The sequence below is a fragment of the Nocardia suismassiliense genome, from assembly GCF_900269665.1.
GTDB lineage: Bacteria > Actinomycetota > Actinomycetes > Mycobacteriales > Mycobacteriaceae > Nocardia > Nocardia suismassiliense.
Genome location: NZ_LT985361.1, coordinates 367,560 through 385,307 on the forward strand (window position 1 = coordinate 367,560; position 17,748 = coordinate 385,307).

The 17,748-nt window shown below is 68.0% G+C and carries 16 protein-coding genes; 7 read left to right on the top strand and 9 right to left on the bottom strand.

The genetic code is table 11. From position 1 onward, the window contains the following. Positions 1-38: 38 nt before the first annotated feature. The 3 genes from DBO33_RS01700 to DBO33_RS01710 form a co-directional block, all read right to left on the bottom strand. Positions 39-2,066 (bottom strand): M13 family metallopeptidase, encoded by a 2,028-nt coding sequence (locus DBO33_RS01700; protein WP_407670594.1) that lies wholly within the window; start codon positions 2,064-2,066, stop codon positions 39-41. Between the two features lie 82 nt (positions 2,067-2,148). Continuing rightward, positions 2,149-2,529 (bottom strand): DUF397 domain-containing protein, encoded by a 381-nt coding sequence (locus DBO33_RS01705; RefSeq protein ID WP_107653477.1) that lies wholly within the window; start codon positions 2,527-2,529, stop codon positions 2,149-2,151. A 9-nt stretch (positions 2,530-2,538) separates the two neighbouring features. Further along, a complete protein-coding gene (locus tag DBO33_RS01710; RefSeq protein WP_107653478.1) occupies positions 2,539-3,390 on the bottom strand; it encodes a helix-turn-helix domain-containing protein in 852 nt (283 codons plus the stop codon). Between the two features lie 140 nt (positions 3,391-3,530). Here DBO33_RS01710 and DBO33_RS01715 point away from each other — a divergent pair, with 140 nt between their 5' ends. Then, a complete protein-coding gene (locus tag DBO33_RS01715) occupies positions 3,531-4,040 on the top strand; it encodes a hypothetical protein (RefSeq protein ID WP_107653479.1) in 510 nt (169 codons plus the stop codon). 9 nt (positions 4,041-4,049) lie between these two features. Here the strand turns inward: DBO33_RS01715 and DBO33_RS01720 are convergent, their stop codons facing one another. Next, positions 4,050-4,544 (bottom strand): DUF4190 domain-containing protein, encoded by a 495-nt coding sequence (locus DBO33_RS01720; RefSeq protein WP_107653480.1) that lies wholly within the window; start codon positions 4,542-4,544, stop codon positions 4,050-4,052. Between the two features lie 187 nt (positions 4,545-4,731). After that, the gene (locus tag DBO33_RS01725; RefSeq protein WP_107653481.1) at positions 4,732-5,505 is read right to left on the bottom strand and encodes a pirin family protein; all 774 of its coding nucleotides are present in this window, start codon (positions 5,503-5,505) and stop codon (positions 4,732-4,734) included. Between the two features lie 260 nt (positions 5,506-5,765). Between DBO33_RS01725 and DBO33_RS01730 the strand changes: the two genes are divergently transcribed. After that, complete coding sequence (locus DBO33_RS01730) at positions 5,766-6,230, top strand: NUDIX hydrolase (RefSeq protein ID WP_107659871.1); 465 nt, start codon at positions 5,766-5,768, stop codon at positions 6,228-6,230. A 67-nt stretch (positions 6,231-6,297) separates the two neighbouring features. Then, a complete protein-coding gene (locus DBO33_RS01735; protein ID WP_107659872.1) occupies positions 6,298-7,635 on the top strand; it encodes an MFS transporter in 1,338 nt (445 codons plus the stop codon). Here DBO33_RS01735 and DBO33_RS01740 read toward each other — a convergent pair. Continuing rightward, positions 7,628-8,242 carry a hypothetical protein gene (locus DBO33_RS01740; RefSeq protein ID WP_107653482.1) on the bottom strand — a complete coding sequence of 205 codons (615 nt, stop codon included), beginning with the start codon at positions 8,240-8,242 and terminating at the stop codon, positions 7,628-7,630. The two genes, DBO33_RS01735 and DBO33_RS01740, sit on opposite strands and share 8 nt — an antisense overlap. A gap of 286 nt (positions 8,243-8,528) precedes the next feature. Between DBO33_RS01740 and DBO33_RS01745 the strand changes: the two genes are divergently transcribed. Then, entirely contained in the window at positions 8,529-10,004 is a 1,476-nt protein-coding gene (locus DBO33_RS01745; RefSeq protein WP_107659873.1) for a DUF4185 domain-containing protein, read from the top strand. Positions 10,005-10,017: 13 nt separating this feature from the next. Here the strand turns inward: DBO33_RS01745 and DBO33_RS01750 are convergent, their stop codons facing one another. Then, positions 10,018-10,704: a 5-oxoprolinase subunit B family protein gene (locus DBO33_RS01750; protein ID WP_107653483.1), complete on the bottom strand. Its 687-nt coding sequence runs from the start codon at positions 10,702-10,704 to the stop codon at positions 10,018-10,020. 31 nt (positions 10,705-10,735) lie between these two features. After that, positions 10,736-11,491, bottom strand: coding sequence for a LamB/YcsF family protein (locus tag DBO33_RS01755; RefSeq protein WP_107659874.1), 756 nt, complete (start codon positions 11,489-11,491; stop codon positions 10,736-10,738). 167 nt (positions 11,492-11,658) lie between these two features. Between DBO33_RS01755 and DBO33_RS01760 the strand changes: the two genes are divergently transcribed. Then, entirely contained in the window at positions 11,659-12,474 is an 816-nt protein-coding gene (locus tag DBO33_RS01760; protein ID WP_107653484.1) for a hypothetical protein, read from the top strand. Here the strand turns inward: DBO33_RS01760 and DBO33_RS01765 are convergent. Next, positions 12,471-13,931, bottom strand: coding sequence for a CCA tRNA nucleotidyltransferase (locus DBO33_RS01765; protein WP_107653485.1), 1,461 nt, complete (start codon positions 13,929-13,931; stop codon positions 12,471-12,473). The genes DBO33_RS01760 and DBO33_RS01765 overlap by 4 nt on opposite strands. Positions 13,932-14,100: 169 nt before the next feature. On the opposite strand from DBO33_RS01765, the gene DBO33_RS01770 reads away from it, so the two are divergent. After that, positions 14,101-14,637: an NUDIX hydrolase gene (locus DBO33_RS01770; protein ID WP_107659875.1), complete on the top strand. Its 537-nt coding sequence runs from the start codon at positions 14,101-14,103 to the stop codon at positions 14,635-14,637. After that, a complete protein-coding gene (locus tag DBO33_RS01775; protein ID WP_234390648.1) occupies positions 14,634-17,312 on the top strand; it encodes a DUF6049 family protein in 2,679 nt (892 codons plus the stop codon). Before DBO33_RS01770 ends, DBO33_RS01775 begins: the two co-directional genes overlap by 4 nt. Positions 17,313-17,748 lie beyond the last annotated feature (436 nt).

Here is a 17,748-nt window from a genome sequence, read left to right on the forward strand (position 1 = left end):
GAACACTACCTGCTCGGTAATGCTCGCGCCTACCGCGGCTACCAGATCTTGACGCGCTGCGCCGGATCCAGATAAAGGGCGTCGCCGGGCTGCACGTCGAACGCTTCGTGGAAGCTGTCGATATTGCGCACGACCGCGTTGCAGCGGAATTCCGGCGGCGAGTGCGGGTCGACGGTGAGCCTGCGGATGGCCTCCTCGGGACGAGCCTTGGTGCGCCAGACCTGCGCCCAGCCGAAGAAGACGCGTTGCAGACCGGTGAGGCCGTCGATCTCGGGAGCCTCGGCGCCGTCGAGGGAGATCCGATAGGCCTCCAGGGCGATGGACAGGCCGCCGAGGTCGCCGATGTTCTCACCGATGGTGAATTCACCGTTGACGGTGTGCTCATCGGGCAGGTCCTTCGGCGAGAGCACGTTGTACTGGTCGATCAAGGCCTTGGTGCGCTTGCCGAATTCGGTACGGTCGTCGTCGGTCCACCAGTCGACCATGTTGCCGTCGCCGTCGTATTTGGCGCCCTGATCGTCGAATCCGTGCCCGATCTCGTGTCCGATCACCGCGCCGATGCCGCCGTAATTGGCGGCGTCGTCGGCGTTCATGTCGAACATCGGCGGCTGCAGAATCGCGGCGGGGCAGACGATTTCGTTCATGCCCGGGTTGTAGTAGGCATTCACGGTCTGCGGGGTCATAAACCATTCGTCATGATCGACCGGGCCGCCGAGCTTTCGCAGGTCGCGGTCGTGATCGGCGGCATAACCGTTGCGGTAATTGCCGACCAGGTCAGCGGGATCGATCAGCACGTCCGAATAGTCACGCCACTTGTCCGGGTAACCGATCTTCGGGGTGAACTTCTCCAGCTTGGCCAGCGCCGCCGCCCTGGTATAGGGCCCCATCCAGTCCAGCTGGGCGATATTGCGGCGGTAGGCCTCCTGCAGGTTGCCGACCAGTTCGATCATCTTGGCCTTGGCCTCGGGCGGGAAACGCTCGGCCACATACAGTTTGCCGACCGCCTCGCCGAGCAGGTCCTGCACCAGGGAGACCCCGCGCTTCCAGCGCTCCCGATTCTCCTGGGCGCCGGTCAGCGTGCGGCCGTAGAAACCGAAGTTCTCCTCGATCACGGCATCGGTGAGATACGGTGCGCGCGAACGGAGTAGCCGCCAAACGGCCCACGCCTGCCAGTCGGCCAGCGATTCCTCGGACCACACCTGGGCGAAGGTACGCAGGTAATCCGGCTGACGGACAACGACTTCGGCGAACAACTCGGGACCGGGCCGGTCGACGCCCGCGGCGAGCGCCGAAGTCCATGCCGCCCAATCGAAGGCGGGGTAGTCGGCGACCAGCGCGTCGAAGGTGGTCAGGTTGTAGCTGAGTTCGGCGTCGCGGCGGCGGACCACGTCCCAGTGCCCGGCGGCGAGCTTGCGCTCCAGCTCGAACACCCGCTGCCCGACCGTGTCCAGGTCCTGCGGCAGCAGCGCGGCGGTGCGCGGATCGGCGGCGGCCAGCGCGAACATGCGGCCGATATGCGCGATGTACTCCGTGCGGATCTCGGCGGATTCGTCCTGGCGGTAGTACGACTCGTCGGGCAGGCCGATGCCGGACTGGGTGGCGTGCACGATGTAGCGGGTGGAGTTCTTGTCGTCGGTGTCGACGTAGCAGCCGATCGCCCCGCCGACGCCGGTCCGCTGCAACGTGCCGAGCAGCGCCGCGAACGCGCTCCGGTCGGCGACCCCGTGGATGGCGGCGAGCTCCGCCGAGATCGGCGCGAGGCCGGCCGCGGCCACCGTCTCGGTGTCCATGAAGCTGGTGAACAGATCGCCGATCTTGCGGGCATCGCTGCCCGGCTCCGCCTGCTCGGCGGCCGCGTTCTGGATGATCACCTGAACGTCGCGCTCGGCCTGGTCGTACAGGGTGCGCAGAGCGCCGTCCACCGCGCGATCGGCCGGTATCTCGTGGTTGGCCAGCCATTCGCCGTTGACATGCGCGAACAGGTCGTCCTGCGCCCGCACGCCCTGGTCGAGATAGGACAGATCGATACCGGAAGGACTGGTCAGCTCGGAAGTCACGATCTCCAGTATGCCGACCGTGCGCGATGTCGGCCCCCTGCCGCGAACGGCCGGGGGTGACGGTCGATTGTTCAGGGAGGTCGGTGCCGGTTCAGACGGTGAGTGCGGTGCGGTCGAACTCGCCGTCGCGCACGCCGAGCAGGAAGGCGCGCCACTCTTGCGGGGTGTAGCGCAGGACGGTCGTGCCGTGCCGGAGCGTGGTGTGCCCGTCGGCGGCGGTGGACGCGGTCAGCGCGCCGGGTGATCGGTGCGCCGTGCGGAGGGCCTCGAGAAATGCGGACCATTCGCGCGCGGTGACGGTGATGATGGGCTCGTCGGCGGGGCGGTGGGCCGGATCGCGGCGGTACTTGCTGTCCCGGATGAGCACCGCGTCACCGTCGAAGCGGACCTCGACACATTGATTGCCGTTGTTCGATCGAGTCGACCGGAACCAGTCAGTGAAAACCGACCGGGGAGTAACGGTGTGGGCCATGGCAGGATTTTACCTCTGGGCATACGTCCTGATCAGGGTCGATGACTCGTCATGCGGCAGCGATTGTTCCTGCGCGCGCATGTAGGCGAAGCTCAGATCGCGGACCAATTCCGGGTCGTCGACCGCCCCGCCGAAGACGGCGCTCTCCGCCCAGCCGAAGGTCGGCAGCTGCTCGCCGGCGAAGTCGATCAGATGGAAGCTCGATCCGCCGAGCACCGCACCCGCGGTGGCCGCGAACGGGATGACCCGGACTTCGACGGTGTCGAGTTCGTCGATCAGCTCGGCCAAGTGAATCAGCTGCCCGCGCAGCACGTCGGGTCCGCCGGTCTGCTGGAGCAGCGTGCCCTCGCCGATCACCGCGGTCAGCTCGACCGGTTCGCTGCCGCGCAGTCGCTGCTGTCTGCGCATCCGGATGGCGACCAGCTGCTCGACCTGGACCGGCCGAATCATCACGTCGGCACTGATCAGCGCCCTGGCGTAGGCCTCGGTCTGCAACAGTCCCGGCACGACCAGGCTGTCGTAACTGCGGATGCTCTGCGCGCCGTATTCCATGCCGTACAACCGCTGTAGCTCGGGGCCGATCAGCGCGGACGACTTGGTCCACCAGCCGCGCTGTTTACTGGCGTCCAGCAGGGCGAGCAGCTCCGCGCGTTCCTCGGCCTCCACCTCGAGCAGCTCGAGCACCGGTCCGATGGTGTTGGTGGTGAGCACGCGCCTGCCCTTTTCCACGTGCGACCAGTTGGCCGGGGTGAAGCCGACCAGTTTGGCGAAGCCCGCGGAGTCGAAGCCGCGCTGTTCGCGCAGCTCCCGCAGCCGCAGCACCAGTTCCCAGCGGGCAACAGCGGGCGAGACGGGTGCCATGACTGGCGATCGTACCGCCGCGCGACCTTGGCATCGGCGTGTGACTATTGTCAACCCACTTGCCCGGCATTAGGGTCTGGGCTCAGCGGTCGATTCTCACCCAGTTCACGCGATCCACCCGCATCGAGGCGAGGTTCGTCATGAGTTTGTCCCGCACTGAAGCAGGCAGTTATCCGGCGTCCTCCGACTACGCGACGATGCAGGACGCCCTCGCCCGCTGTCGCAGCTACCGCAAGGACCACGGCCTCTACGGCGTCGTCGATCCCGCGCTCGGCCGAATAATGTTGGAAGTAGGCGCGGTTGGTGCGGTCGTCATGCCCGCCGCACTGGGCCGCCGGGTGCGGGCCCGCCTGATCGAGAGCACACCCGAGGACCGGCCGGGCCCGATCATCGCGCATCCGCGCTCGGACCGGTGGACCTTCCTGACCGGCCCGACCGACAACTCGTATCTGGACACCGCACTGTTCGCCGACCTGTTCCGGGTCTGCGCCGCGGTCGCGCTGCCCGGCAGCCACATCGTGCTGCCCTCGCCCACCGACGAGGGCACCGGCTACCGCAAGTGGATCGCCGCCCCGGAGCACGACTTTCGCCGCGAGCTCGGCGACGTGCTGGCCGCCACCCGAGCCTGCGCGGCGATCAGCGGAGGGTAGACCCCCGGATCAGCGCGGCGTGGGAACGGGCGGCGGGGTCAGCGTGACGCTGAACTTGTCCTCGAGCCGCTGGTTCCATTCGCTCTCGCACGCGTCGATCTTGGACTGATCGCCACCCGCCTTGTTCACGCAGTCGACGAAGTCCTTGCCGCCGCTGTTGACGAAGAAGCTGTAGCCGACGACGGTGACCACGATGGCGCCGATCAAGCCGAGCGCACCGAGGACCAGACCGGTGATCGCCATCCCCGTGCCACCCGCGCGACCCGACCGCGTCTTCACCAGCGCGACCACACCGAAGATGACGGCAAAGGCGCCGAACAGGTAGCCGCCCACCAGCGTCCAGAAGCTGAGCAACGCGAGGATGCCGAGCACCAGCGTGGTGATCGCCAGGCCCTTACCCTTCGGCGACTCCTGCCAGTACGCGGGCTGCCCGGGTTGCTGGCCGGGCGGCGGCGGGTACCCGGGAGGCGGGGGGTACTGGCCGGGAGGCGGGTATTGCGACATGGATTTCCTCTCCGTCGGTGCCTCGCGTCGCTCGGTCCGGACCAGGTGTCCGGTGGGTACGCGAGGATCGCCTACTGATCGCATGCGCTACGAGCGGATGTTAATGCGAGGTATGCCCATTTTGTCGCAGCCCAACGGAGTCCGCTCCGTAGGCGCGCGGGCGGCCACCTCGAATTCGGCGACCGGTCTACTGGGCGCCCAACCGCGCGTGCATCTCCCACACCAGGATCTCCGACGGCCGATGCGCGATCACCCGTTGGCCGCCGCTCCTGGTCAGCCGGACCGCATCGCCTTCGTCCAGGGTGCCGACGCCCTCCATCTCCACCTCGCCGCGAGCCACGAAGACGTGCAGGTAGGGAGCGTCCGGCAGATCGATGGCGACGTCCGGCTCGCCGGTCATCCTGGCCACGTGGAACGCCGCGTGACTGCTGTTGATGGCGATGGCGGTGCGATCGCGATAACGCGGCAGGCCGGCCGCCACGGTGACCAGACCACCCGCCGCCAGCGCGTCATCGATCTCGAGCTGCTGGTAGCCGGGCGTCAGGCCGGGCTCGTCGGGAACGACCCACATCTGCACGAAATGCACCGGTTCGTCGTGCTCGGCACCGTCGATGCGCCAGGCGTCGTTCTTCTCCGAGTGCAGGATGCCGGTGCCCGCGCTCATCCGCTGGGCCAATCCCGGATAGATGATGCCGCTGTGCCCGAGCGAATCCTGATGTACCAGGCTGCCGCCGAGCACCCAGGTCACGATCTCCATGTCCCGGTGCGGATGCGTGTCGAAGCCCTGGCCGGGGGACACCACATCCTCGTTGTTGACGAGCAGCAGGCCGTGGTGGGTGTTCTCGGGATCGTAGTGCTCCCCGAACGAGAACGAGTGCTTCGAATCCAGCCAGGAAACCCGTGTTTTCATGCGGTCGCCTGCTCGATGGACGTCGATGTGTGGTGTCGTGAGTGTGGACATCAAGGTCCTCCTCTCGGGACCGTGCACCGATCACCTTTCAGGGTAGGAGCACATCCGTGGCGGTACTCCACATTCCTAGTAAATTGTCCTGCACTCGGCATTTTACGCGAGCGACCAGCGGGTGAACGTCAGGCGAGCAGAACCGACCGGTCCGCCGAACCGATAGGTGACCTCGCCGGTGGGCCGGACATCGGCCGGTGCCACACTCATGCGTGATTCGTAACATGATGCGCCGCAACGCAACCGGAGGTGACGACGAGATGCGACCCGAGACGCTCACGCGCATCGAGCGACAACTTCGCAGCGAGGCCCGCCGCGACGGCATCGCCCATTTCGTCGTCGGCGTCGCGGTGTTCCGTGACCGCAAACTTCTGGTGGTGCGCCGGGTCCCGGACGACTATCACGGCGGCATGTACGAACTACCCGGCGGCGGAGTCGAATCCGGCGAAACGTTCGCCGAATGCGTCGCCCGTGAGCTGTTCGAGGAGACCGGCCTGCGGGTGCGCCGCATCACCGACTTCCTCGGCGGCATCGACTACGCCACCCGCACCAAGGCCAGGGTGCGCAAGTACAGCTTCGTGGTGGACGTCGAACCGGGCGAGGTGGCACTGGAACCCGGTGAACACGACGCGTTCGCCTGGATCGACGCCGACGCCCTCGACCGGCTGCCGATGGCACCGGACATGCGCGAGGCGGTCAGCGCGCTGGTCGCCGACTCGCACTGATTCGGCGTGATCACCCCGAAACCAGTAGCCTCACCGCGTGTCCACCACTGGTCGCTCGGAGAGCTCCATCAACTCGGACGAGCGGCCGCAGCCGCTGTGGACCGCGCTGCGGGAAAGCCCCGGGGTGTTGCGCCTGGCCCTCGTGCGATTCACAGGTCAGTTCGGCGACGGCATGTTCCAGGCGGCGCTGTCGGGGGCGATTCTGTTCAATCCCGAGCGGCAGACCGATCCGCTCGCCATCGCCGCCGGTTTCGCGGTGCTGTTGTTGCCGTACTCGCTGATCGGGCCATATGCGGGGGCGCTGCTGGATCGGTGGGATCGGCGCGCCGTGCTGCTGGTGGCGAATGTGGCGCGGGCGGCGTTGATCGCGCTGGTATGCGTGGGGTTGCTGGCGGGCGTCGGAGAGACGCCGCTGCTGTTGCTCGCGCTGGCCGTGGTGGGGATCAGCCGGTTCGTCTTGTCCGGGGTGTCGGCGGCGCTGCCGAGAGTGCTCGACCAGCACTGGCTGGTGCCGATGAATTCGGTGCTCGCCACGGTGGCCTCGGGCTGCGCCGGGGTCGGGGCGGCCACCTCGGTGGCGGTGATCGGGCTGATCGGCGCGGGCGATTTCGCCTCGGCGGTCGCGGTCGCCGTGAGCAGTGTCGGGCCGGTGGTCAGCGCGCTGCTGGCGGCCGGGTTCGCGCCTCGGGTGCTCGGACCGGACGCGGACACGGCGGAGAGCGGGAGCACGGTGCACGCCATCGCCACCGGACTGCGCACCGGCGCGACGGCGGTGTGGGAGTCGGTGCAGGTGACCACCGCGATGCTGGGTATCGGCACGCACCGCATCGTGTTCGGCATCAATACCTTGATCATGGTTCTGGTGCTGCGTCAGGCGCCTGCCGAAGGTTCGGCGTTGGACAGCGGGCTGCTCGGGTTCGGCGTGGCCATCGCCGCCATCGCCGCGGGCATGCTGGTGGCGGCCGTCGTTGCGCCGCTGTTGATTCCGCGGCTCGGACGGTCGAAGACGGTGGTGGCCGGGCTGGTGACGGCGACGATGGTGCAGCTGACATTGGTCACTCCCATCGCCCTCGCCGAGGCCGGCTCGGCGGTGCCGCGCGCACATCAGCTGTTGCTGGTCGGGGCGTTCCTGCTCGGGCTGGCGGGGCAGACGATCAAACTGACCGGCGACGCGGTGATGCAGATCGATATCGATGACGCGCGCCGTGGGCAGGTATTCGCGTTGCAGGACACGGTTTTCAATATCGCGTTCATCGTGGCGATTGCCGCGGCGGCACTGGTTGTTCCGGACGATGGGCGTTCGTTGCCGGTGATTCTGACGGGTGCCGGAATCTATTGCGCGGGTATTGCCGCCATCGCGATCAATGCGCGGCGGCGGCCGAAGAATATTGGTGAAATCAAGTAATGGTCGGATCGTCGTCCAGGTGGCGGCCGGTGGGATTCATTCGCTGGACGAGGTAGTCGGGTAGGTCGACCGGATTGTCTTGCGGTGGTGGGTCGTCTGCGGTCGTGGCAGGCTGATCTATTCCCGGTAGCTCGTCCGTCGTTGCGGCTGGGCGATCCTCATTCATTGTCGTAGCGGGGTGATCGGTTCGCGGTAGCTGTTCGTCGAAGCCCGGCGGCTCGCATAGCCGATCCGGCTGCCCAGCACCGGCATCGGCCGGGACGGCATGCTGCCTGGCATCGATGTGATCGGTGCGCACGATCCAGTCCAGCGGTTCGCTGACAGCGTCGGCCGTGCTGCCGGTGATGTGGTGATTCCAGGTGCCGAGGCCGGTCGGGTCGGTATAGAAGTGGTCCAGGACGCCGTCGTCGTCCAGATCGAGGGCCGCCACGTCGGCGATGCCGGATCCGGCGGTATCCCACAGGGCGTCGTCGGCGAGACCGTCGCCGTCGAAGTCCAGTTGCACCGCGTCGGCCGTGCCCGAGCGGGCCAGTTCCAGATCGGCTGCGCTGGACCAGACGTGTACCGAGCCGTCGCCCGTGCCGAACACGTACTCGATCTCGTTCATATCTGTTTGGACGCGCGCGACCGACATTCGGTTCCCTATTTCGCACAGATGATTCCGGTAGGTTTTCTTTCGCTTCGGCCCGATTCGACAGGAGTCAGTCAGACATGGGATTTCCGGCGCAGAATCTCGAGGATCCGCGAAACCTGCTAGACAGGTGGGGAACCCGGCTGTCTCCGCATACCCCGAGCGCCGAATAGCAGGCCCGGCTACCGTGACGAATCGATTCGGCGGCAAATCCCCTTGTGCGCCCGCCTTCTTCGGCATTGTCCTCGGCGGGTTGTTGACCATGCCCGGACCGCTCGCTCAGGCGACCCCGTTGCCGTGGGAGCCGCCGCCGGTGAACAGTTGCGGTGAGGTCGGTTTCGATCCACGCAAACTCGATGTCGAGCCCCCGCTGCCGGACCGGATCGTCATTCCGGTGCCGGTCCCGCAACTCACCCCGATCACGGTGCCCGGGCCGGCCCAGGACAACACCAGGATCGACGCGGGACCACTGCCCGCCGATCCATGCCAGAATCCGTGCCCCGACGTACGCGACATCTCCGAACCCCCTGAGGTGGACCCTGATCCGAGCCCGGTGCCGGATACCGGCGCCCGCCCGAACGCGGCCGGCGAGCCGATCAGGGTGCCGCGCATCGAGATCGAACCCGAGATCGAACCCATCCCGATACCGGTGCCCGGCGGTACCGGCGACGCACCGCAGCCCGCGCCGCCGCCGGTGGTGCACCCGGCCGAGCCCGGCCCGCTCGCCCCCGCGGTGGCCGAGCCGCGCGTCGCATCGGTGCAGCTGACGGGTCAGATCACCGGGCACGGCTCGCCGAACCGGACCGATCTGCGCTGGCAGGTGGACGGCACCGACCTCGGCGTGATGTGGGAGACCAAGCCGGGCGAGGTCGCCGTCGCGTTCGGCGACACCTTCGGCGAAGGCTGGCAGGTCGGTGGCGCGGGGGAGGACCACCAGGACTGGCGCAGCAACGTCCTGGGTTACAGCACCGATCGCGAACTGTCCGACGGCCTTTCGCTGGACAGCATGGTGCAGGACAGCCAGTGCCACGCCGCCGAGATCCTGAGCAGCCGCAAACTCAAGAACTGGGAGACCACCACCATTCCGACCTCCGGATTCGCGCTCGATGGCCGGCAGTATCTGAGCTATATGTCGGTGAATCGGTGGAGTCGCATCCCCGGCATGTGGGCGAACAACTACGGCGGCCTCGCCTACTCCGACGACAACGGCCGCACCTGGATCAAGGATCAGCACGCCAAGTGGGACAACGTCTTCGGGGTCGGCCGCTTCCAGGTCGCGGCGATGGTGCCGCACGGCGAGCATGTCTATATGTTCGGCACGCCCAATGGTCGCCTCGGGGTGGTCGGGCTGGCCCGGGTGCCGAAAGCCGAGGTGCTCAACAAGTCGGCCTACCAGTACTGGGTGAACGGCAGCTGGGCGCCTGCGGCGGAAAATCAGGCCACCCCACTGTTCCTCGGCCTGGCCAGCGAGTTGTCGGTGCGCTACGACCGGGACAACGCGCAGTGGCAGATGGTGTATCTCGACTCCGGCCGCAATGCGATCGTGCTGCGCAATGCCGCCGAACCGCAGGGCAGCTGGACCGAGCCGGTGCAGCTGGTCTCCACCGCTGACTATCCGAAGTCCTACGGCGGCTTCATCCATCCCTGGTCGACCGGCACGGACGTGTACTTCACCCTCTCGTCCTGGGACAGCTACAACGTGTATCTCATGCACGCCCAGCTGGATTCGCCGAACTGAGCTCGGCCGAGCCCTACTGCTCGACGAACCGGACGAAACCGCCCGCGTGGATCAGCGACGGCGGATCGCGGTCCACATCCCACATCCGCAGGTCGGTGGTTCCGATGAGGTGCCAGCCGCCGGGCGTACTGCGTGGATACACCGCCGTGTATCCACCGGCCAGCGCGACCGCACCGGCCGGGATGGTGGTGCGGGCCTGCGGGCGCCGCGGCACGGTCAACCGACCGTCGGGTGACGCCAGATAGCCGAAGCCCGGGGCGAATCCGACGAACGCGCACTGCCAGACCGTCCCGGTGTGCGCGGCGACCACCTCGGCTTCGCCGATCCCGAGCAGCCGCGCGACCTCGGCGAGATCGGCGCCGTCGTAGCGCACCGGAACGACCAGTGGCTGATCCGGAGAATCGTTGTCCGACAGTGTTCCACGGGAAACAATGTGCGAATCCTGCTCTGCCGCAGGCTCTCGCAACGCGCGTAGCAACGCGGCGAGCTGCTGGCGGATGGAGTCGGCGTGCTCCGGCGAAAGCAGTGTCACCAGAACGGTTTCCGCGGCGGGCAGCACGTCGCAGACCCCGTGCAGCGGACGGGCACGCAGGGCCGCAGCGAGTTTCACCGCGTCGTGCCGGGACGGGGTGATGAGCAGCGCACCATCACCGGCCGCCCGGATCAGCCGATCCGGGTCGACCTCGTCCGGGTCCGTCATCGCACCGCGCCCGGCGTTCGGAAAGACATGCTCAGACGAACGGTTCGACCGGCACCCCGACCTCGTCCAGGGCGGTGCGGATGAGCCGGGCCATCTCGACCGCGGCGGGCGTATCGCCGTGCACGCAGAGGCTGGCCGCCTGCACCGCGACCTCGCCGGACCCGTCGACCGTGCGCGCGCAGCCCGACATGGCGATCGAAACCGCCTGCGCGACCGCGGCATCGGTGTCCAGCACAGCCCCGGGCAGGCCACGTTTGGCGAGCGTGCCGGCCGGCGTGTACGCACGATCGGCGAAGCCCTCACCGACGAAGCGCACCTTCGCCGCCTCGGCCGCGTGCGCCAACTCGCTGCCTGCCGGGCCGAGCAGTGCGAGCTCCGGGTCGTAGTCGACCATCGCGGCCAGTACCGCGTCCGCGAACCGCCGCTCGCGCGAGGCCGAATGGTAGAGCGCACCATGAGGTTTCACATACCGCACCCGATCGCCCGCGGCCTTGGCGAACGCGCCGAGACTGCCGATCTGATACAGCACCTCGTCGCGCAGCTCGGCGGGGTCCATGGTGATCTCCCGGCGGCCGAATCCGGCCAGGTCGCGGTAGCCGACGTGGGCGCCGATCCGGACGCCCTTCTCGACCGCGAGCTCGCAGGTCCGGCGCATGATCGAGGGATCACCCGCGTGGAATCCGCAGGCGATGTTGGCGCTGGTGACGATGTCCAGCATCGCCGCGTCGTCGCCCATCTGCCACGGACCGAAGCCCTCGCCGAGATCACTGTTCAGATCCAGCGGCATTTGCACCCTTTCCGTGGCGTGAGTCTTAGACAGCAACCTCGATTCTCGTCGGCGTGGTGTTCCACAAGCAAGAACGCCTGCTCAGCGGGTGCTGCTCCCGGGCAAGCGCGACCTGGGTCACAGCACCATGGTCGGGGCCGGCGCCGGCCAGTACGCTCGGATCAATCATGGCCACGTATTTCGATCCGAAGTCCTGGTCGCCGTTGCGGGCCGTCGATCTCGGCAAGCGCCTGTTCGAGCAGTCCTGGCTGGAGCAATGGATCGCCGTCACCACCTCCTGGGTGGACGCGGGCGCCGACCTCGGCGCGGGCACCGTGACGGCGCTGATGCCGGACGCCCTGATGACCGTGCTCAGCGAAGGCATCCTCAGCCGATTCGGTGGGCAGGAGGTCAGCGCGACCCTGCTCGGACACGATCTGCACGCCACCCTGCAGGTGCTGAAGGTCCGCAGGCGCGGCGCGCACTTCCAGACCAAGACGGTGCTGTCCCGGCTGCGCTGGGACAACCATGCGATCGAGGCCGTGACGGTGATCGCGCACGGTGTCCGCCTGGTTCCCGGCGTGCCGACCAGGGTGCGGGCCGCGCAACTCGACCTGGACGGCACGGTCACCACGGCGGCGCTGGTCGGCTGGATCAACAGCCAGCCGCTGGACTGGGTCCTCGACGTCGATCCCGGTGGCCTGATCCGCGCGAAACACCGGCACCGGCGGCTGACCGCGCTGGTGGACGCCTCGGTGACCGACAACCGGGTCGCCGTGGCACTGCATCGAGCCAGCTGGCTGGGCCTGCGGATACCGCGCCGGATGATCGGCACGCCCGCATTGCTGCTGGAACAACTGCCGAATCAAGCCCGCATCGTGCACGCCACCCGCGACGGCGACCTCGTACGTTTCCGGATCGAGCTGCCCGAGATCACCGGGTCGTTCGACCTGGCGCAGATCCGGTCCGCCATTGTCGCCGGAACCACGCTGATCATCTTTTAGCCCTGGGCTTTCCACCATTCCTTCAAGGCCGTCTCCGCCTCGTCGCGGGTCATCGGGCCGCGATCGAGCCGCAGTTCCTTCAGGAATCGCCACGCCTTGCCGACCTCGGGACCCGGTGGCAGGCCGAGCAATTCCATGATCGCGTTGCCGTCCAGATCGGGGCGGACCTTGGCCAGATCCTCCTGCTCGCGCAACGTCGCGATCCGTGACTCCAGCTCGTCATAAGTACTGCGCAACGCCGCGGCCCTGCGCTTGTTGCGGGTGGTGCAGTCGGCGCGGACCAGTTTGTGCAGACGGGGGAGCAGGTCGTCGGCATCGGTCACGTAGCGGCGCACCGCGGAATCGGTCCACTGACCCTTTCCGTAACCGTGGAAACGCAAGTGCAGGAACACCAGCCGGGCCACGTCCTCGGTGAACTGCTTCGGATACTTCAGCGCCCGCATCCGCTTGCGCACCATCTTCGCGCCGACCACCTCGTGGTGGTGGAAGCTGACGCCACCGCCCGGCTCGTTGCGCTTGGTGTCCGGCTTGCCGATGTCGTGCAGCAGCGCCGCCCAGCGCAACACCAGGTCGGGGTCGCCGTCCTCCAGGTCGATGGCCTGCTGCAGCACGGTGAGCGAGTGCCAGTAGACGTCCTTGTGCTGGTGGTGCTCGTCGATCTCCAGCTTCATCGCGGGCACCTCCGGCAGCACCCGCTGGGCCAGGCCGGTCTCGCACATGATGTTGATGCCGTCGATCGGGTGCGCGCTACCGATCAGCTTGTCCAGCTCCACCCGGACCCGTTCCGCGGTGATCCGGTCGATCTGCTCGGCCATCGCGGTGATCGCCGTGTGCACCCGCGGCTGCAGCTCGAAGCCGAGCTGGGCGACGAACCTGGCCGCGCGCAACATGCGCAGCGGGTCGTCGTTGAACGAATCCTCGGGCGCCGCAGGCGTATCCAGCACGCCCGCGAGCAGCGCGTCCATCCCGCCCAGCGGGTCGACGAAGTCGAGCGAACCGTCCGCGCCGATCCGCACCGCCATCGCGTTCACGGTGAAATCGCGGCGCACCAGGTCGTCCTCGAGATTGTCGCCGAAGGTGACCTCGGGATTGCGCGAAACCCGGTCGTAGTTGTCGCTGCGGAAGGTGGTGATCTCCAGCTGCTGGCCACCCTTCGACCCGCTCACCGTGCCGAACGCCAAACCACCGGTGTCCCACAGATGATCGGCCCAGCCGCGCAGCATCTCCTGCACCTGCTCCGGCCGCGCGTCGGTGGTGAAGTCCAGATCCGTGCCGAGCCGCCCGAGCACCGCGTCGCGCACACTGCCGCCGACCAGATACAACTCGTGCCCGCGCGCCGCGAACATCTCGCCGAGCGGTTCCAGCACATCGCACAGCCTGCCCAACGTCACCGCCGCCGCAGCCAGCAATCGGGTACGTCTATCCAGCTCTGCGTCCTCGGACTCGGTCGAAACCACGAATCAGCAGCTTACCGAGTGTCCTTTGCCGCGGTTGCGGCGCTGCTGGTTCGCGGCGGGATATAGCAGCATCGGGTAGTGATTCGAGGCGGGGTGGTGGTCGGGCGACGGGCGGGCGAGTTCAGCGCCGTGCCGAAGGTTTGGCAAATGCGCACAGTAGGATGTTTTGGTGTCTCCGGCCGATCGTGCGAACAGTCGACGCCGCCAGCCTCGGCGCCGCGGTTCGGCCGCCAACGCGGCGAAACCACGCATGCGTACGGTGCGGGAAACCTCAGCCGGCGGGCTGGTCGTGGACGGATTGGACGGTCCGCGGGAGAAGCGCAGCGCGGCGCTGATCGGACGAACGGACCGGCGCGGGCGGTTGCTGTGGTCGCTGCCGAAGGGGCACATCGAAGAGGGGGAGACCTCCGAGCAAACCGCGATCCGTGAGGTGGCCGAGGAGACCGGCATCAACGGCGTGGTGGTGGCGGAGCTGGGCAGCATCGATTACTGGTTCGTCACCGATGGCCGGCGGGTACACAAGACGGTGCATCATTATCTACTGCGTTCCACCGGCGGCGAATTGTCCGACGCCGACGTGGAAGTCACCCAGGTGGCGTGGGTGCCGTTGAGCGAGTTGAATTCTCGACTGGCCTACGCGGACGAACGCCGCCTGGCCGAAGTGGCGAACAAGCTGATCGACCGGATGGAGACCGGCAAGCGATGACCCCAGACGTTTCGGCATCGCACAGCGATTCCGTGGGGGGCGGTGGCCGGGCGGCGGGTGCGGCGCGCCCTGAGCGACGGACCCGTGGCGCACTGTTCCGGATCATCGTGGCGGCCCTGACCATCCTGGGTTCGGCGTCGACGCTGCCGATCCTGGCGCCCGCCGTCGCGCAGGCACAGCCCACCGGGTCCGGGTCCGGCACGGCGGCCAAATCCTTCCTGAAGCTGTCGCTGGATTCCGTGACGCCGACCGCGGTGACCACCACCAGCGATCGCACCCTCACGGTCTCGGGCACGGTCACCAACATCGGTGATCGTATGGTCTCCGGTGTCACCGTCCGGGTGCAGCGGGCGGCCGCGGTCGCGACGCCGGGTGATCTGCGCGCCACCTTGCAGCAGGATCAGATCAACTACGACGTGTTCGGTGAGTTCGAAGAGGTCGCCACGCAGCTCGACAAGGGCGAGCGCACCAAATTCACCGTGACCATCCCGCTGCGCCCGGACGGCACCGGCGCACCGTCGCTGCGCATCAGCGATCCGGGTGTGTATCCGCTGCTGCTGAACGTGAACGGCAAGCCGGACTACGGCAATCCGGCCCGGCTCGACGACGCCAGGTTCCTGCTGCCGGTGCTCGGCGTGCCGCCCGCCTCGAAGGACGCCGACGCGGCGGAGGCGGTCAGCGCACCGACCGACGCCCCGGTCGCGACGACGCTGCTGTGGCCGCTGGCCGACCGGCCGCGCATGGTGGCGGGCATCCCCGGATCGCCGGACCGCAAGGTCGAACTCACCGACGACGAGCTGGCCGCGTCCCTCGCCAAGGGTGGCCGCCTGGACCAGTTGCTCGGCGCGTTGGAGACGGTGTTCGACACCTCGCCCCTGCGCGACCGCGCGCTCGCCGCCTCGGTGTGCCTGGCGGTCGACCCCGATCTGCTGGTCACCGTGCAGGCGATGACCAAGGGGTACCGGGTGCTGGCCAGCCCGTCCGATCCGGACGGCGCGACCCGGCCGGGCACCGGCTCGGCGCAGGCCCAGACCTGGCTGGACCGGTTGCGCGCGCTCGCCGGGTCTATGTGCACCGTGGCGCTGCCGTTCGCGCAGGTGGATCTCGCCGCGCTGGCGGCGGTGAACGATCCGGACCTCTCGGCGCGGGCGATGAACGCGCCCGCCGAGATCGTCGACACGATCCTGACCACCAAGTCGGTGCGCGGGGTGAGCCTGCCCGACGCGGGCACCATCGATGGCGGCGCGGGAGTCCTGTTGCGCGGTCACGGTTTCAGCACCGCCGTGCTCGCCGACACCGCCGTCGCGGCGGAGGGCACGGCGGGCACGTCCGAGCTGACCCGTTCGACCATCAGCCGCGGCGACAGCAAGAGCAGGTCCACCGCGCTGCAAAGCACGGGGAGCCTGACCACGCCGCCCGCGGCCCCGGACGTGGTGCGACTGCCCCAGGTCACCGCGGCCGTGCCACCGGCACCGCCTGCTGCGGCCACCCCGCCCGCCGCCGACCCGGCACCGAACGGGAATCCGCCCGCCCCGGCGGTCGATCCGTCGCTGCACGTGGCGACCTTCGATATCTGGTCCGCGACCGCGCTCGCCGCGGTCGGCTCGAATCCGCCGACCCCCTCGTTCACGCCCGCCAAGGTCCGCTACGAGGTCACCAACGACTCCCGCGTCGCCCGATTGCAGGACGCACTCGGCGCGATCTCCTGGACCGCGCTCAATCCACAGCCGGACCAGCCGCGTTCGCTGCTGCTCGTTCCGCCGCAGCAGTGGAGCGCGAGCAAGGACGAGGGCACCGCCCTGCTGCGCCAGCTCGAGTTGCTGGTACGCGGCAACCTCGCGACGCCGCGCCCGTTCCAGTCGCTGGTCGAGCAACCGGCCGACCCACGACCTTATGAGCTCGACTACCTGCCGCAGGCCGCCGAAGACGCGGTGCCGGACCGGTTCCTGGCGCCGGTGCGCGACCAGGGACGCCGGATCAGTGAGCTGATGCGCGCGCTGGTCGAGGTGCCGGACTCCGAACCGACACCACGCCAGTTCCTCGATCCCCTGCGCGACGATCTGATCCGGGTGCTGAGCCTGTCCGATCGGCGGACCGGCGACGCCACACAGGCGGACACCTTCGCGCAGCGGCGGATCGATCAGACGACGCGGGCGATGGACAAGATCTATAACTCGGTGACCGTGCTGCCGCCCGGGGGCGTGTACACCCTCGCCTCGGAACAGAGCCCGTTGCTGCTGGTCGCCCGTAACGATCTGCCGGTGTCGGTCCGGATCAAATTCCGCATCGAGGCCCCCGCCGAGACGAAGATCACCGACATCGACGAGCAACAGCTGCCGCCGAAGGGGACACGCTCGTTCCAAATCCCGACCGAGGTGAGCGACAGCCGTAACCTGGTGATTCCGATATCCCTTACCACACCCGACGGCATTCCGCTGGGGAATGCCACCTCTGTTTCGGTTCGTTCGAACGCCTATGGTCAGGCCCTGGCAATAATTACCGCATGTGCCGGAATACTGCTGTTCCTGTTGGCCGGACGCCGCTTGTGGCGCCGGTTCCGCGGGCAGCCGGATCCGGCCGACGAAGGTTTCGACCCGAGTACCCGGCGTCGAGTCAATCGGTACCGGCGCGCCAAACAACGAGTCATACAGCAGGAGCATCAGGAGGCACAGTGAGGGACGGTGAGCTAGCGCCCCCCGTTGTGTCCGTTCGATCGCTCGACCCGGTTCGGCCCGGCGAACTACGCCCGCTGCTACCGGATTTGGACGTCCGACAAACCACAGTGGCAGAGTGGAGGACAATCGCGGAAAGCTCGCACCGGCGCAGGGGTGGTGTGAGTGATGGGCATTACCAGGAGGAACGGTGAGCGATTCAGCGTGGGCGCCGCTCGCCGAGCCGACCGGGATGCACCACCGCGCCGGGCGCAGGAGGCATGATGAGCGACGATGACTCATCGGCGCATCGGCCCGGCTCCGATCGGCGCGACGGCCCACCGGCCCGTCGGGCGCCCGTTGCCCCGTGGGAACGGCTACCGCCACAGGCGGAGGCCGAGGACCCGGACATGAACGCCGGGCCGTACGAACCGCCCCCGCCCCGCGTCCCGAAGATCAG

What these genes read in the sequence shown, in the direction of transcription:
- DBO33_RS01740 (WP_107653482.1), bottom strand. Translation starts at nt 8,242, where the DNA reads ATGAACGAGATCGAGTACGTGTTCGGCACGGGCGACGGCTCGGTACAC.
- DBO33_RS01745 (WP_107659873.1), top strand. Translation starts at nt 8,529, where the DNA reads ATGCCCGGACCGCTCGCTCAGGCGACCCCGTTGCCGTGGGAGCCGCCG.
- DBO33_RS01705 (WP_107653477.1), bottom strand. Translation starts at nt 2,529, where the DNA reads ATGGCCCACACCGTTACTCCCCGGTCGGTTTTCACTGACTGGTTCCGG.
- DBO33_RS01710 (WP_107653478.1), bottom strand. Translation starts at nt 3,390, where the DNA reads ATGGCACCCGTCTCGCCCGCTGTTGCCCGCTGGGAACTGGTGCTGCGG.
- DBO33_RS01755 (WP_107659874.1), bottom strand. Translation starts at nt 11,491, where the DNA reads ATGCCGCTGGATCTGAACAGTGATCTCGGCGAGGGCTTCGGTCCGTGG.
- DBO33_RS01725 (WP_107653481.1), bottom strand. Translation starts at nt 5,505, where the DNA reads ATGTCCACACTCACGACACCACACATCGACGTCCATCGAGCAGGCGAC.
- DBO33_RS01750 (WP_107653483.1), bottom strand. Translation starts at nt 10,704, where the DNA reads ATGACGGACCCGGACGAGGTCGACCCGGATCGGCTGATCCGGGCGGCC.
- DBO33_RS01775 (WP_234390648.1), top strand. Translation starts at nt 14,634, where the DNA reads ATGACCCCAGACGTTTCGGCATCGCACAGCGATTCCGTGGGGGGCGGT.
- DBO33_RS01720 (WP_107653480.1), bottom strand. Translation starts at nt 4,544, where the DNA reads ATGTCGCAATACCCGCCTCCCGGCCAGTACCCCCCGCCTCCCGGGTAC.
- DBO33_RS01715 (WP_107653479.1), top strand. Translation starts at nt 3,531, where the DNA reads ATGAGTTTGTCCCGCACTGAAGCAGGCAGTTATCCGGCGTCCTCCGAC.
- DBO33_RS01730 (WP_107659871.1), top strand. Translation starts at nt 5,766, where the DNA reads ATGCGACCCGAGACGCTCACGCGCATCGAGCGACAACTTCGCAGCGAG.
- DBO33_RS01760 (WP_107653484.1), top strand. Translation starts at nt 11,659, where the DNA reads ATGGCCACGTATTTCGATCCGAAGTCCTGGTCGCCGTTGCGGGCCGTC.